The organism is Rhodococcoides kyotonense (assembly GCF_001645385.1).
Classification (GTDB): Bacteria; Actinomycetota; Actinomycetes; order Mycobacteriales; family Mycobacteriaceae; genus Rhodococcoides; species Rhodococcoides kyotonensis_B.
In genome coordinates this window covers 790,524-805,117 of the sequence record NZ_LVHI01000012.1, presented here as the reverse complement: position 1 = coordinate 805,117, position 14,594 = coordinate 790,524, and the positions used below count along the sequence as shown (strand labels likewise).

The window sequence follows — 14,594 nt, the reverse complement described above, 5'->3', positions numbered from 1 at the left end:
AACGTTACCTCAGCGGTCGGTGGTGCGCTCAGCTCGCGACGGCGTACAACCGGACAGATCGTCAGAGGAGACGAACGATTCCGGGCAGTGCATCGGCTATCTGCTGCCCCACGCTCTCGTACACGTCGTGAGGTCTCGTGTACGGATCGGCGATGTCGGTCTCGTCGACCGAGTGTCGCGCCCGTGCGGCCGCGAGGTCGTCGAGCGACTGCGCTCCCGACTGCTCGGCGAGAGACGCTGCCTCGAGAAGAGTGAACGTCCGACGCAGTTTCCTCGGTGCCATCGCGAGCACCTCGTCTCGATGCCGGGCTGTCATCGCCAGAATGAGGTCGGCGTCGTCGGCGATGCGCGGTGAGATACGGCGTGCGACGAATCCGTCGGGTTCACCGCCGAGCTGACGCAGCACCAACGCGGCGGTCTCGTCCATGGCGTGGCCGGTCAGACCGTGGGTCCCGGCGCTCGACGCCGTCAGCTGGACACCCGCCTCGCCGGCGTAGGCCACCGCGAGGCGTTCCGCGGTCGGCGAGCGGCAGATGTTCCCGGTACAAACGAAGAGGACATGCACTGGGACAGGCTAGTGCCCCCTCTGCACTCGCTGCATCCGGCAATCGCATTCGAAGAACGGTCAGGCTACAGTGATGCCCGAGCGACGGCTTCGAGATGGGATCGTTACCAAACCGGTCGGCGAGTCCGTTCGCTGCTAACCAAGTGAGGCAGGTCATGACTGAGGTTCTCGGTGTATCGGTCGGGTCCAGTGCCGTTCGAATGGCACGGCCCGATCTGCGCCTGCACACGTCCGGGCACCGAGAGTTGGATTTCCAGAGCGATACCGTCGACGCGCACTGGGACCGCGCCGAAGAACTGGCAGCGGAGTCGATCGGCGTCGTGCTCTCCCAGAACGACGGCAGCCAGGTGGAAGCCACCGGCGTCGCGTACCGCGATCAACAGCAGTTCGGCGACATCCAGCAGGCGATGGCACGTCAGCGGTTGTACAACTATCGGTTGGTCCCCGAGGCCAGAGCCGCCCTCGCGTATCTCGACGCCTCCGGTGAAATCGGTGACTTCTCGACCATCGCCCTGTACGACCTCGGCAGCTCCGGATTGACCGTCAGTGTCGTCGATCGGGCGTCGGGCAACGTTCTGCTCGCCGAGCGCACCATCGACATCAGCGGAGACGATTTCGATCGGCTGATCTGTGACAACCAACTCGCCAAGCAGGGTGTGGATCCCCAGAACACGCTCGGTGTGCAGGAGTTCACGAGCCGCTGCCGCATCGCGAAGGAACAGCTGTCCACCAGCGGTGCCGTGTGCCTGCCCGGTGAAAGTGGCGTCATCCTGATCTCGCGTGAATCGTTCGAGGCACTGGTGACCGTCCCGATCGAGTACTCGGCACGTTTGGTGCGCGACGTCATCAGCCGTTCGCCGCAGCACGTCGACGCCCTGTTCCTGATCGGCGGCGGCGCTCGCATTCCGTTGGTCGAGGCCATTCTTCGGTCGTGGACCGGATTGCCCGTCGTCACGCCGCGGGATCCGGAAGCCGTCGCGGCCAAGGGCGCTGCGCTTCTGGCGACACCGGTCGAGAACCCCGAGCCGACCGTGGCAGCTCCCGCACAGGCCCTGACCGGTGCTCCCGATTGGCTCAGCCCGGAGCCGGTGGACCGCACGGCCACGTCCAAACGGAAGATTCGCGGCGCGGCGTTGGTCGCGGGTGGACTCGCTGCCGTCGCAGCCCTCGGACTCACGCTCGGCTACGGCGGTTCGGAAGAACCGGCCAGCGCGCCGACGGAAACGGCCGACACCGTCACCGGAGTGCCGTCGACGTCGAGCTCGGCGGCGTCCACCACGACACCCGTCACGACCGTGGCACCGCCTCCCGCGACGACGGAAGCTGCGCCCGCTCCCGCTGCACCCGTCGAGACGTACGAGGCTCCGCAGTACGACGAACCCGCTCCGGCGCCTGCGCCCGCACCCGCTCCTGCACCGCTGATTCCGGGGTTGCCGCAGATTCAGCTTCCCCAGATCCAGCTGCCGCCTCCGCCCGTGTTCGAGCTGCCCAGGTTCTAGGTCATACTTCCTGTCCTAGAGCTGCGCCGTGCGTCCGACGTGCTGCGCACTCCGATTCGGGAGGATTCACGTGGATCAGCGCAGCGGGCAGGACCGACGTGTGGTGAGCAATGTCTGGTACGGCGAATCGTTGGGTGCGGACATCCTGGCCCAGCCGTCGGGCGGCTACGTCAGCGCGGTCGTGTCGGCGCTGTCCCTGCTGTCCGCGGCCGGCAGGAACGGCATCGTCGTGACGTCCGAAGGCGTGGCTCGGCCTGCAGGCATCGTCGTCCTCGCGCTGATCTGCGCGCTACGCCGCCGCTCTCTCGTGATCGTCGAATTTCTGCCCGGGTTGAAGTCGGGGCTCATGGGTAGGACCGTCAGGTTTCTGTACCGGCGACTACTCCATCGGGCCGCCCGATCCATTCAGGTGATGACGCAGTGGGAACGGTCGCTGTACATCGACGAGTACAACCTCGACCCGGTGGCCGTGACGGTGGTTCCCTTCTACTTCTACGACGATTCGACGTCGCGGACCCCGACGCCGGACGCGGACCGCGTCGGTGTCTTCGCCAGCGGACGCAGCTCGTGCGACTGGAATCTCCTGATCGATGCTGCCCGCGACCGACCGTGGAATCTGACCATCGTCTGCTCGGCGGACGATCACGACGACGTCGTTCGGTCCGCCGCAGGCACCGACATCGTCGTCCGCAGCGAAGTGTCGGAAGAGGAGCACGCCGACCTGCTCGCCGCGGCGAGTGTCTACGTCATTCCGCTACAGGACCGGTCCGTCAGTGCGGGCCACGTTCGGATCATGAGCGCCGCGACTCTGGAGACGCCCGTCGTCGTCACCGATGTTCGCGGACTCGAGGGCTACAAGCATCTCGCGGCTGCGGTCGTGCCTGCCGGCGACGCCGTGGCGTTGCGCGCGGCCGTCGACCGTTTGACGAACGACCCGGTGACGCGTGAGCGGGAGCGCAGCCGGGTGCGGGACCTCGCGAGCGCGAACACACGCAGCATGTATCTCGCCGACATCGGCAAGCTGCTCGATCCCGCGTAGCGCTCAGCAGTCCTCGAGCACGGCGCGCGCATAGCCCGCGGTTTGATAGACGTACTCCCACGCCCACTCGAACACGTAACGGTCGGTGGTGCTGGGCACGTAGGTGACGTCGCCGTCCCAGCACTTGCCGATGATGTACCTGGCCCGCGAGAGGTGCGGGGTCGACGTGACGACGACGACCGACTTCCATCCCTCGCGCCCCGCGCGATCGCGGATCTCGCGAGCCTCGCCGCGCGTCGTCCCCGGTTCGGGCACGAAACATTCGACGGTGACATCGCTGCGACCGTCGCGACAGATCTCGGTCAGCCGGTCCACCGAACCGTACGGATTCGAGTACACGAGCTCGGGCGCGTACCCGTCCTCCGCGAGCTCGAGGCCGAGTTCGTCGCGATTGTCCTCCGATCCGCCGAGGACGACGATCGCGTCGGCATGCGCAGGCCGATCGGCTACCGGGTCGACGTAGACGGGATATCCGACCGCCGACGCGATTGCCACGGCGACGGCCGCGGACACGACGACGACCCGTCTCGTGGCCTTCACAGCGGCCGAGGAGCATCGGTTTCGATCACGCACCCTAATTTACCGACATTTCTTGTACTATCGGTTTTTAGAGTGCGCCGTTCCCCCCGAGGTGCGCTGTTTCTGTACCGGTAGAAGGGCCTCATGACCGTCGACGCACGGCTCCCCGCTGTCCTGCGGAGGGCGTACGAGAATGCGACGTCCGCCGTTGTCTGACCGAAGAATGCGCGGTCGATGGCTGATTCTCGCGCCGATACTCGCGGTGGCGACTGCCCTGGTCGGAACGGTCGCGCACGAACCCGTGACCGACCATCCCGTGTTCCGTGAGATGGACGGCCCCGACGTCGTCAATCCGTTGCGCGGCCAATTCGACAACATCGGAACCGGGTTGTTCCCGCAGTCGAACGTCGGCCAGCAACACTATCCGGACTGGCCGGGTTCGAAAGATGCTGCCATCCGAGTCGATTGGCGTTCGCTCCAGCCCGTCGACCCTCGAACGCTGCCCCCCGATGCGCCGGAATCGGCGAAGTACGACTTCTCGGCGATAGACGAGGCGTTGGAGACGTACGCGGCGCAGGGGATGCGCGTCGGCCTGCGGGTGTCGTCGTACGACTCGTGCTGCGAGACGTCCCCGGAGGGCAACGTCAACATCGGCGTACCCGACTGGCTCACGACCGTGCCCGGTGCGACGGCCACCTACGAGTACGACGGCGTGCAGCAGGTCATCCCGAACTGGAACGACAACAACTACGTCGGGAACTTCGAGGCGCTCCTGGCTGCCCTCGGGCGTAAGTACGACCGAGACGAACGCCTGTCGATCTTCGAGATGTCCGGCTACGGCGACTTCAGCGAGAATCACGTTGCGTTCATGCGTGATCAGCTCGGAATGCCCGCGCCCGACGAGCAATCGAGCGAAGCGGAACTCGGTTACTACAGTCAGTACCGAGATCAGTACATCACCAAAGCCACGGTGGTCCGGTTGGTCGACGCCAATCTTCGCGCGTTCAGGAATACCCAGATGGTCACGGCCACAGGCAATCCAGAGATCGTCAAGCAGTTGCTCAGGGACAGTGCGGAGCTCGCGGGCACCGTCAAACCCGTCGGCCTTCGCTCGGACTGCCTCGGCGTCTTCTCGCCGGTACCGACCTGGGCCGGGAACCAGTACTCGAAGTACGTCGAACGCTCGGATCCCATCGTCGACGTTCTGCTCGAACGCTATTCGACGGCGCCCGTGCTGACGGAATGGTGTCAGAAGCCCGACGACATGACGTCGACCGAGTATTACGAGCGTGCGCTCTCCGACGTCATCGACCACCACGTCTCCATGACGGCGAGCAGCGGATTCCCCGACCAGTTCAACGGCGACACCATGAGCCGGGATCTCTATTCGCTGTGGTCGAGGGCGAACGTCGTGTCGGGGTACCGCTACGTCGCCGACGCCACCGCAGGTGCTCCCGACAGCGACGGAACGGTGTCGGGCACGGTCCGGTGGACCAACAAGGGCACCGCAGCAGTCCACGAGAACTGGACCGTGGAGTACCGGCTGCTCGACCCGAGCGGAGCTGTGGTGCAGACCGTTCCGTCGGCGATCGACCTGCGGACCATGACCTCACCGCAATCGTCGTCCGACACCGGTGGTGTTCCGGCTCCGACCACCGCGCAGGAGAACGTCGAATTCGACGTCTCGGGACTGTCGTCGGGTTTCTACACGGTGTCTGCAGCGGTGGTGTGGAACGAGCACAAGGCAGGTGCGACGTCGACCGTGAACTACGAACCGATGAGCCTGGCCCAGAACGGACGTGGAATGGACGGAGGCTACGGACTGGTGACGTTCGAAATTCCGTGACCGCGTGTTCAGTCGAGCATCGCGGTCCACAGGTGTCGACGAGTGCCCATGGCGTCGTCCACGTAACCGGGAACGCTTCCCTCGCAGGCGAATCCCCGTAGACGAAGTGCGCGCGACAAGCCGATGTCGTCCGGGTGGACTGCGATCGACGCCCGTCGCAGCCATGGGTCGGAGTGCCGAATGGAGTCGACAAGCGAGCCAACCGCTTCCGGTGCCACGACGTCGTAATCGTCTGTGTCGATGGTCGACACGATGGTGGCCGACGCAGTGCCGTGATCGAGAAGAGCGATGACGAACCCGACCGGAACGGTGTCTACCTCGACGGAATATCGGTAGTGCGGGCCGATGTGACCACGACCGGCCGCCTGACGCTCGGGCGGTGTCCGCACCAGCTCGAGCACGCCTGCCGTCGTGACGGCTTCCGCCTCCACGGCGCCGAAGTGCACGGACGGGCGACGGGCCTGCCTGATCCGGGTTTTCGCGAGACGAACACCGATCTGGAGCAAGCCGAACCCGAGCTCGAGGGATCCCTTGGCGGATGGGGGCATGAACCGACTCTCGAGCTGGAGGACAGGAAAAGACCAGTTAGACTATAACAGTGCAGAAATCGCTTCGTGTGCTGGTCATCGGGCCTGCTGCATCGTCACCGACCAGCCGTGGAGGGATGGCGACCGTCGTGTCGCTGATGCTGGCCAATCCGTCCGCGGACGTCCGGACGATCAGCATCGCCACCTACGTCGATTCCACCCGAGCTCGCAAACTGTGGGTCGGTGTGACCGGCATGCTGCGCGCGTCGTGGACGATCGCGCGTCGTCGTACCGACGTGGTGCACGTCCATCTCGCCCACGGCGGCAGCGTTCTTCGTAAATGCTTGCCCATGGCGGTGGCTCGACGCGTCGGCGTTCCCGTCGTCGTGCATGCACACAGCTACGATTTCGCCGGGTGGTTCGACGGATTGCCCTCGGCGGGGCGATCTTTCGTTCGACGCGCGTTGACCGCGGACCGGTGGCTGGTACTCGGTAGCGCTCTCGCCGACGAATACGCGGAGCGCATGGAGCTGGACCGTCGTGCGGTGACGGTACTGCACAATCCGGTTCGGCTACCGGAAGTGGTTGCCTCGCAGACCGATACGGACACCGTACGCATCGTGACGCTGGGAAGGCTCGGGCAGCGCAAGGGATCGTTCGACCTGGTCGACGCGGTGGCGTCGCTACCCGAGGACGTTCGACGACGCACGTCGGTGACGATGTGCGGCGACGGTGACGTCGACGAGGTACGAGAAGCCGTGCGTCGTCACGGAATCGGCGACGTGGTGACCGTCGCGGGATGGATGTCGCCCGAGCAGTGCTCCGACATCCTGTCGCGATCGCACGTGTTCGCGTTGCCGAGCTACAGCGAAGGCCTGCCGATGGCGCTGCTCGAGGCGATGTCGCACGGCCTGGCTCCGGTGTGCACCCCGGCGGGTAGCGTCGGCGAAGTGGTCACGGACGACGTCGACGCGCTCGTCGTGACCCCCGGAGGCGTTCCCGCACTGGCGAAGTCGATCCGACGCCTCGTCGAGGACGGTGACGCGCGACGCCGCATCGCCGTCGGGGCGCGGGCCACCGCATCAGAGTTCGACGTCGACGCCTGGTACGCGCGGCTGGACGAGATCTGGCGCGACACCTGCCGTCGCCGCGAGCAGCGCATGTAGACGCGCACCGGCGACGGCGGAGGAGAACTGCGCGTCGTAGTGCTTCCGTGCAGCAGATCCGGATCGAAAGGCAATGTCGGAGTTCGCAACCCGATCGAGTTCGGCAACGAGCGCATCCACGTCGTCGACTCCGATCACCGGTTCGCCCGGAGTCTGGAACTCGGGTAGCGCGCCCTGGTCGCTGACGATCGTCGCGACACCGAGCTGCATGCACAACACCTGAACACCGCTCTGCGACGCCCGACGGTAGTGCACGAGAGATGCTTTCGCGCGCGAGATCGCGCCGAGTTCGTCGTCGTACCGGAACGGTTCGTTGCGGTGAATCGTGTGCGGGGGCAGCGGGACCCCGGTCTCGCCTTTGCCGATGACGACGAGATCGTCTCCACGCCAGCCCGGTCCACCGACATGGCGTCGCCACGCCTCGAGCACGACCTCGATGTTCTTGTACGAGTTGATGCGTCCCAGCAGAACGACGTCCCGACGCGCATCCGCGGGAACGACAGTCGAGACGCGTGTGTCTTCGACGTCGCTCGTCAACGGGATGACATGGACCGGTGTGCCTGCGCCCGGAACACGCCCGTGGCGTACCGCGTCGGCAACGTAGTCGCTGAACGCTATCGTCGCAGCGGAGCGTCCGCCCCACCGGTCGAAGATCGCACGTTCCCAGGCCGGTCGATTCTCGGACGCATCGTGCGGTCGGTCGTCGTGGATCAACTGCACGCGAGGGGCGAGAGCGCCGAACGCCGTCCAGCGCGGATCACGCACGAGCTCGGTGACGACGACGTCGGGTGCGAATGCGCGTGCGGCCCGCAGGGCACGCAGGAACGGCGCCCAACTCGACGGCTGTTTGACACGCGCGTCGAGCACGATCTCGTACGGGCGGGCCGCGTCGGACTCCGGGTGCTGGTCGGTGGTGACCAGCATGACGTCGTCGCCCTGGGCGCGCAATGCTTCCACGTGTATACGAGCCAGCGGCCGCATCCACGGGGACAGCCACAGTACCTTCATCGAGAACCCTCCGACAGCACGGCGTCGAACGCTTCCTCGTAGGCGTCGGCCATCGATTCGATCGTGTACTCCGATCGCATACGGTCGTACCCGGCGAGACCGAGTGCAGGCCACGTCGACGTGTCGCCGAGTAGATCTGCCAGAGTCCGACGCCACGCGTCGACGGTGATCGGTTCGACGAGGCGGCCTGCCTTGCCGTGATCGAGCATGTCGGGAACCGCGCACACCGACGACGCGACGACCGGGATGCGACGCGCCATCGCCTCCAGGATCACCATCGGGAACGCCTCCGACCAACTGGGGACGCACAGAAGATCGGCGTCGGCGAGCGCATGCTGTGGACCGGGAGACCAACCGCGCCACCGAATTCGATCGCCCAGATCCGCCGGGGTGAGTGCTTCGAGCCGCTCGCGATCCGGTCCGTCGCCGTAGATCGACAGTTCCCACGGCAGATGACGCAACCCGTCGAGCGCCTCGACGAGCAGGTGAGGATTCTTGTGTTCGAGAATGCGCGAGAGCATGACGAGGTGCGGGACGTCGGCGATCGGACGTCGCGGTTCCTCGGCGGGAAGAGACCGATCGGAGACCACGCCGTTGGGTGCGACGAACACGCGGTCGCCGAGATCCTGGTGTGCGGTGGCCTGATCCCAGTGCCCTCTCGACAATGCGACGAAGCCGTCGGCGCGCGTCATCGCACGTGCCAGCGGAGTCGAGTACGTGGGGCCACCCAGTTCCGGCGGAATGTGCGCCGCCGCCAACCACTTCCGATGTCTGCCCGCCGCGCGCCACAGGCTCGCGAAACCGACCTCAGTGTTGGTGTCACCACTGACGACGATCGCATCCCTGCTCGCCGTGTCGATCATCGGTGCCCACCAGGGTTGGCGCACCACCCGCACCGTGTGCGGAATCTCGGCCACCAAAGGTCCGAACCGCTGCATCGCGGCGATCGTGACGTCGTATCCCCGTCGGTGCAGCTCGGTCGCCAGCAGTACGTGATGGCGTTCGGCGCCGCCGTAGACGAGCCGATTGATCGTGAACACGATGGACGGCCGAGCGTGCGCACGGGTACGTTTCCTGGCTGCTCGACGCGAACGCTGCACGCGGTCGAGCAGGGAGGTGCCGGCGAGATAGATGTCCGCGCTGTGGACCCCGCGTCGGTGCTCGAGACCGAGAGCGACGTTGGCGCGCAACAGCTCAGCCGATCGTGACGTGCCCTGCTCGTCGCCGGCGACCGTGCCTGCGCCCGAGTGCGCGATCGCGGTCTCGTCGACGAGCCGTATCGTCCACCCCGCGGCCCGAGCGCGTTGCTGCCAGTCGAACTCCTCGCCGTAGAGGAAGAATTCTTCGTCGAAACCGCCGACGGAGTCCCACGCGTCGCGGTCGATGGCGAGGCACGCACCCGTCAGATAGCCGTCCACGTCGCCAGGTGCCGACGCATACAGGTCGGACAGCGGTGTGCCCCGGAGCCTTTCGGCGTAGCCGGCCTTGGACACGAGAGATCGAACGACACCGGAATCACGATGCGCGACATCCCAACTACGATGACGGCCGGTGCGTTCGGAGTGGAACCTCTCCCCGTTGGGGACGACCATGGGCGCGGCCGCGGCCACTCCGTCGCGGCGCAGTGCAGCGAGGGTGCGGTCGAGCGGTGCGAGAACCTCGGCGTCCGGATTCAGCAGCAGCAGATGGTCGTTCGGAGCTTCTGCGGCGAGTGCGTTGACCGCTGCCGCGAAGCCCTTGTTGGTGCCGTCGCCGAACCAGCGCGACGTCGGGTGGCTGCGTCGGACGTCGTCCATGCCCGGGTAGTCCGGGCCGGAGTTGTCCCACACCAGAACGGAATCGGACGGCATGTGCTTGTCGAGAGAGTCGAGGCACGTCCGGAGTTGCTCGGGGCTACGGTAGGCGACGATCAGGACGCTCACCGAGCGCTCGTCGTTGCTGGGCCGGGTCACGGCGTGGTCCTTCCTCGGTCGGTCGCTGTGGGAACGTCGATGGGTTCGTCCTCCGGATCACCTTCGGTGTCCAGCAGGGTCTTCAAATTCCCGATCTTGGCAGGCCCGAAGATCAAGTTCGCCGCCGCGTAGACGACCACGGCCACGACACCGGAGATCACGAGAGGAAGATCCTGCACGAAGTAGACGGCGACGCCCGTGACGGTCAGGGGGAGAAGCACCTTGGCCATGTACTTGACCGGCGTCCGGTACGGACTCTTGCGATGCAGTCGCCAGGTCACGACGACGAGGCCGCTGAGTTCGGCGAACAACAGCGCGGCGCTGGCGCCGATGGCACCGAACGTCGGAATGAGCGCGATGTTCAGACCGATGTTGACGACGAGGTTGACGACGTTGAGCCGCAACAGGAACACCTGATCGTGTGCCGCGAACAACGCCTGACTTAGGACGCCGTTCATGAAGGTGACCGCTACCGCGCAGAAGAGCAGAGCCAGGGTCGGCCGTCCGTCGGACACGAATTCGTCGGATCCCATGGTCGCGACGATCGGGCCCGCCAGCATGATGCCGACCAGACCGATGGGAAGTGCCACGAGCGACAGGGTTTCGACGCTGCGCTCGACGAAGTCGGCGAAGCCCTTCTTGTCGACGGCGAACTTTCGCGTCATCGACGACAGCGTCGACGACAGGAAGAACTGCGAGATGACCGACGTCGTGAAGGCGACCGTGTACGCGAGGCCGTAGACACCGACCTGGGCAGGGGTGCTCAACAGACTGAGCAGGACCGCGTCGGTGCGCCAGTACAGCACGCCGATGATCAGGACACCCGTCTGCGGAAGGCTTTCGACGACGAGACCGAGACTTTCCCGCCACGAGAAGATAGGCCAGAACGGAATCATCTTGCCCGCGGCCCAGAACTGGACGACGAGTTGCACGACGAGAGGGACCACCTGCGCGGACGCGAACCACACCAGGGGCGCGTCGATCTGGATCATCACGAGCGTCGCGGCCAGTGATGCGATACGTCCCACGAGGTCCGACACCGCCACCGCGGTGAAGTTCACCTTCGTGACGAAAATCGGTTGGACGCAGGTCAATACGGTCGACACCGTCAGCGTCGTCGACATGATGATCAGCATCGCGCGTACTTCGGCGTCGCCCTGGTAGATCAGCAGACCCGAGGCCATGGTGATCAAAGACAGTGGGACGCAGTACACCAACGACAAACCGGTGTTGATGCGTATCAGGCGTTGCAGGTCACCTTTGCCGGATGTCACGCGTCGCACGATCACCGACCCGATTCCGAGTTCGGTGAAACTCGTCCACAGACCGACGAACACGATGGCCGTCGTCAAGTGGCCGTACGACGTCGGGCCGAGATGGCGGGTCGTGATGGCGACGGTGAAGACCGAAGCGATCATTCCGACGACACGGAAGATCAGCTGTGTTCCGAAGGCCTGCGCGATCTTTCCGGTCGACACCTCGTCGTCGCTGCTCTCGGGCGGACTCGGCTGCGGAGCGGGAGCAGTGTCGACTATTCGGTCGAATCGTATGGTGGATTGCTCCGGAAACTGCCAGAATGCCTCTCGTGCGGCCATTTCCTGCGCACGCTTCGACGGGTCACGGTGCGCCGTGGCCTCCGGAAGGTGATAGGCGAGTTTCATGCCGTCACCCGTTTCAGAACCGATCGCGCCGCACCGCAATCGAACGCAGAGACTACTGTGGCGGGATGGTCGATCGAGTCCACTTTCGGGGAGAGGACGTTTCGAGCATGCGGGCTCATGTTCCGCTGGCGGGGATGCTGTCGGCTACGCAATGGCGTCGTCGTTACGACGCGGGGGAAGTTCCGGACGCAACCCCGTACGGTCTGCACAAACTGGCCGAGAACGGTATCGAGACCACGTTCGGCACTGCGGAACTCGGACGCGCGCGATCCAGAGTCGGTGCGTCCGTGAGATATCGAGTGGACGGGCTCGAGCTCGTCGAAGCGCTGGGGGAGCGCAAGAACTACACGAGAAACAAGACCGACGCCGTGCTGTGTTACGACGAGCGCACCGGCATTCCGGCGGCGCTGCTCGCCGAGACGTCGCGCAGATACGCGCCCGTCGTGTCCGGCATCGGTTGGATCACACACAGATCCGCGCCGTACCCGAAGTGGAACGGACTGTTCGCGCACGCCCTCGCGAAGACTCCGGCGTTGTGGTCGCAGAGCCGTCCCGTTCTCGACACGCTGCACCACGAATGGGGCGTCGAGAAAGAAAGACTTCACTTCGTGCCTCTCGGAATCGATGCCGATTTCTACGGTGTCCAGACCGAACCACCTGTGCCCGGACGCATCATGAGTGCAGGCGAGGACCGTTTCCGTGATCACGCCCTGCTCGTCGACGCGGTAGCCACCGTCCGGCGTTCGGTGCCCGAGGCGTTCCTCGAACTGGCCACCGGGCTGCCCGTCGACGTGCCGGAGCACCTCGGCACCGTGCACACCGAACGCCTCGACGGCCGGATGCGAAATCTGTACCAGCGCGCGAGCGTCGTCGCGCTCGCGCTCCGACCGACCATCTCCGGGTCGGGGCTGACGGTGGTGCTCGAAGCGATGGCGAGTGGACGGCCGGTCGTCGTCACCGACAATCCCGGGATGAGCGATTACGTCGAGGACGGCGTGACCGGCGTGCTCGTCCCGGGTGGCGACGTCGATGCTCTGGCCGATGCCATCGCTCGACTGCTCGCCGACCCGGATCGGGCCGCGGCGATGGGTCATGCCGCGGCGGCCCGGGTGCGTTCGCAGTTCACGTCGAGCGTCATGGCATACCACCTAGCGCAGATCGTTCGGTCGGTGTAGCGACGTCGGCCCGGCGGAAGAGGGGCGAGTCGTCGACTACCTCGATGTGTGCGTGTCGAAGCTGCATCAAAGCACGCGGGCCCTCGAGAAGATAGCGACGTGACAGACGTCTCGGCTCGGTGACCAGCCGGTAGAACCATTCGAGACCGTTCTCCTGGAAGAACCGAGGTGCGCGCTGTGACTCGCCGGCGAGGAAGTCGGCTGCAGCTCCGAACGCGAGAAGCAGCCGGGCTCCCGTTGCGAGACCGTACGTGTCGATCCACTGCTCCTGGCGTGGCTTGCCGAGCCCGACGACCAGAATGTCGACGCCGGCAGCCGAGATCTGCGCGGCGATACGCGACGACTGTGCCGGATCGGCGAGTTCTCCCGCCGACGGCGACCAGAAGCCGGCGACGTTCAGATCGGGGTGGCTGCGGCGCAACACGAACCGCAGACGCTCGTGCATGCGGGAGGTACCGCCCAGGATGCCGACGGTACGACCCTCGGCCGACGCCATGTCGACGATGGCGGGCAGCAGGTCGGATCCGGTCACCCGCGACCACGAGCGTCCGGTCAACTTCTCCGCTTGATTGACGATCGGCGCGCCGTCGGCGAGGAACGCCCATGCCAGGTCGTCGCGCTCGGTGTCGATGTGGTCGACCGAGTGGGGCATCGGGCGAAAGTGGTGAATGTGATCGAGGTTGACCGACCCCAGGGCGAGTGGGATGTGGCCGGGGTCCGCCAAACGACGGGTCACCGCCTCGACGACCTCGTCGAACGTGCACAACTCCACCGGGGTGCCGCCCGCCACCAGGCGGACCGTGGATCCGTTGCGGTCGTCGTCGTATCTGTCGATGCTCATGCGTTCTCCATCAGTTCTTGGAGGCGGATCCGGTTACGCGAGGTGTTCTCGCACACCCACAGGTTGTGGTCGGTGGGGCTGCCGTCGTAGTTCCGTTGCCGTCGCAGCCTGGCGGTCTTCTCGAATCCGGCCAGGCCCAAACCCTTTGCCGGACGGGGGTTGTCGACAGCGACGGGGGCAATGACCCAGCGCAACGGATTCGCGCGAGTGAAGGCCTCCAGTACGACGACGTGTCCTGCCCAGCCCGTGACTTCGGACTGATGGACACTGGGCGTGCACCACACACTCAGTTCTCCGGCCTGCGACAGGCCGTCGACGCGGGAGATGTTCACCTCACCGGCAACCCGCGGACCGGCGGCGTCGGTGTGTGACGATTCGAACAAGAGGTGGGGAAAAGAAAGTCCTCGTCGTGACAACCGACGGTCGGTCACGTACTTCTCGATCCAGGCGGCCGGTGTGTTCAACTCGGCCCAGGTGCGACCGGCCTCACCGAAAGCCGGGGCCAGGAAACGGGAGTGGTCGATGCGCGTCGCGCGCCACCGTTCGAAGTCTCCGAACCGAGGGACGCGAAGGCTGAAAGTGCTGGTACCGAACCTGCGAGTCAGTGCTTTTCGATCGATCTCTCCCGTGTGCGCGGCGTGTGAACGGATCCCCGACTGTTGATACCCGACCAAAGGTATGTTTTGGGCGTGGTTAACGGTCATGCACACAGGATACAGACCAGTCGCACTACTGCATATCCGGTTTGAGAGGCAAATACCGTCTCGGACTGGTATCAATGGAGCTGTAACATTCC

At 65.4% G+C, this 14,594-nt stretch carries 13 protein-coding genes; 5 read left to right on the top strand and 8 right to left on the bottom strand.

Going from position 1 to position 14,594, the window contains the following annotated elements; all coding sequences use genetic code 11:
• Positions 1-61: 61 nt before the first annotated feature.
• Positions 62-565, bottom strand: a complete 504-nt coding sequence (locus tag A3K89_RS11795; RefSeq protein WP_084423710.1) for an arsenate reductase/protein-tyrosine-phosphatase family protein — start codon at positions 563-565, stop codon at positions 62-64.
• Positions 566-720: 155 nt separating this feature from the next.
• On the opposite strand from A3K89_RS11795, the gene A3K89_RS11790 reads away from it, so the two are divergent.
• Together A3K89_RS11790 and A3K89_RS11785 are read left to right on the top strand one after the other, a co-directional pair.
• Complete coding sequence (locus A3K89_RS11790) at positions 721-2,064, top strand: Hsp70 family protein (protein WP_068425529.1); 1,344 nt, start codon at positions 721-723, stop codon at positions 2,062-2,064.
• 70 nt (positions 2,065-2,134) lie between these two features.
• The gene (locus A3K89_RS11785) at positions 2,135-3,103 is read left to right on the top strand and encodes a glycosyltransferase (protein ID WP_068425526.1); all 969 of its coding nucleotides are present in this window, start codon (positions 2,135-2,137) and stop codon (positions 3,101-3,103) included.
• Between the two features lie 3 nt (positions 3,104-3,106).
• On the opposite strand, the gene A3K89_RS11780 is transcribed toward A3K89_RS11785, so the two are convergent.
• Positions 3,107-3,643 (bottom strand): YdcF family protein, encoded by a 537-nt coding sequence (locus A3K89_RS11780; RefSeq protein ID WP_068425516.1) that lies wholly within the window; start codon positions 3,641-3,643, stop codon positions 3,107-3,109.
• 187 nt (positions 3,644-3,830) lie between these two features.
• Here A3K89_RS11780 and A3K89_RS11775 point away from each other — a divergent pair, with 187 nt between their 5' ends.
• Complete coding sequence (locus tag A3K89_RS11775; RefSeq protein WP_254303496.1) at positions 3,831-5,468, top strand: DUF4832 domain-containing protein; 1,638 nt, start codon at positions 3,831-3,833, stop codon at positions 5,466-5,468.
• An 8-nt stretch (positions 5,469-5,476) separates the two neighbouring features.
• Here A3K89_RS11775 and A3K89_RS11770 read toward each other — a convergent pair whose 3' ends face one another.
• Positions 5,477-6,016: a hypothetical protein gene (locus A3K89_RS11770; protein ID WP_068425508.1), complete on the bottom strand. Its 540-nt coding sequence runs from the start codon at positions 6,014-6,016 to the stop codon at positions 5,477-5,479.
• A gap of 50 nt (positions 6,017-6,066) precedes the next feature.
• On the opposite strand from A3K89_RS11770, the gene A3K89_RS11765 reads away from it, so the two are divergent.
• Positions 6,067-7,161, top strand: coding sequence for a glycosyltransferase family 4 protein (locus tag A3K89_RS11765; protein ID WP_254303495.1), 1,095 nt, complete (start codon positions 6,067-6,069; stop codon positions 7,159-7,161).
• Here A3K89_RS11765 and A3K89_RS11760 read toward each other — a convergent pair.
• The 3 genes from A3K89_RS11760 to A3K89_RS11750 all read right to left on the bottom strand — a co-directional run bounded on the left by A3K89_RS11760 (position 7,078) and on the right by A3K89_RS11750 (position 11,782).
• On the bottom strand, positions 7,078-8,169 hold the full coding sequence (locus A3K89_RS11760; protein WP_068425504.1) for a glycosyltransferase family 4 protein: 1,092 nt from the start codon (positions 8,167-8,169) through the stop codon (positions 7,078-7,080). The two genes, A3K89_RS11765 and A3K89_RS11760, sit on opposite strands and share 84 nt — an antisense overlap.
• A complete protein-coding gene (locus A3K89_RS11755) occupies positions 8,166-10,019 on the bottom strand; it encodes a glycosyltransferase (protein WP_167674288.1) in 1,854 nt (617 codons plus the stop codon). The genes A3K89_RS11760 and A3K89_RS11755 overlap by 4 nt, the downstream gene beginning before the upstream one ends.
• A 98-nt stretch (positions 10,020-10,117) precedes the next feature.
• Positions 10,118-11,782, bottom strand: coding sequence for a flippase (locus tag A3K89_RS11750; RefSeq protein ID WP_240930866.1), 1,665 nt, complete (start codon positions 11,780-11,782; stop codon positions 10,118-10,120).
• Between the two features lie 107 nt (positions 11,783-11,889).
• Here A3K89_RS11750 and A3K89_RS11745 point away from each other — a divergent pair, with 107 nt between their 5' ends.
• Positions 11,890-12,957: a glycosyltransferase family 4 protein gene (locus A3K89_RS11745; protein WP_068426205.1), complete on the top strand. Its 1,068-nt coding sequence runs from the start codon at positions 11,890-11,892 to the stop codon at positions 12,955-12,957.
• Here the strand turns inward: A3K89_RS11745 and A3K89_RS11740 are convergent.
• Positions 12,917-13,798 carry a WecB/TagA/CpsF family glycosyltransferase gene (locus A3K89_RS11740; RefSeq protein ID WP_068425499.1) on the bottom strand — a complete coding sequence of 294 codons (882 nt, stop codon included), beginning with the start codon at positions 13,796-13,798 and terminating at the stop codon, positions 12,917-12,919. The genes A3K89_RS11745 and A3K89_RS11740 overlap by 41 nt on opposite strands.
• On the bottom strand, positions 13,795-14,502 hold the full coding sequence (locus tag A3K89_RS11735; protein WP_157105287.1) for a hypothetical protein: 708 nt from the start codon (positions 14,500-14,502) through the stop codon (positions 13,795-13,797). Before A3K89_RS11735 ends, A3K89_RS11740 begins: the two co-directional genes overlap by 4 nt.
• Positions 14,503-14,594: the final 92 nt, after the last annotated feature.

Excerpts from the sequence above, each read along its gene's own strand:
- A3K89_RS11755 (WP_167674288.1), bottom strand. The coding sequence starts at position 10,019 with ATGCCGTCCGATTCCGTTCTGGTGTGGGACAACTCCGGCCCGGACTAC.
- A3K89_RS11740 (WP_068425499.1), bottom strand. The coding sequence starts at position 13,798 with ATGAGCATCGACAGATACGACGACGACCGCAACGGATCCACGGTCCGC.
- A3K89_RS11760 (WP_068425504.1), bottom strand. The coding sequence starts at position 8,169 with ATGAAGGTACTGTGGCTGTCCCCGTGGATGCGGCCGCTGGCTCGTATA.
- A3K89_RS11735 (WP_157105287.1), bottom strand. The coding sequence starts at position 14,502 with ATGACCGTTAACCACGCCCAAAACATACCTTTGGTCGGGTATCAACAG.
- A3K89_RS11750 (WP_240930866.1), bottom strand. The coding sequence starts at position 11,782 with ATGAAACTCGCCTATCACCTTCCGGAGGCCACGGCGCACCGTGACCCG.
- A3K89_RS11745 (WP_068426205.1), top strand. The coding sequence starts at position 11,890 with ATGCGGGCTCATGTTCCGCTGGCGGGGATGCTGTCGGCTACGCAATGG.
- A3K89_RS11770 (WP_068425508.1), bottom strand. The coding sequence starts at position 6,016 with ATGCCCCCATCCGCCAAGGGATCCCTCGAGCTCGGGTTCGGCTTGCTC.
- A3K89_RS11790 (WP_068425529.1), top strand. The coding sequence starts at position 721 with ATGACTGAGGTTCTCGGTGTATCGGTCGGGTCCAGTGCCGTTCGAATG.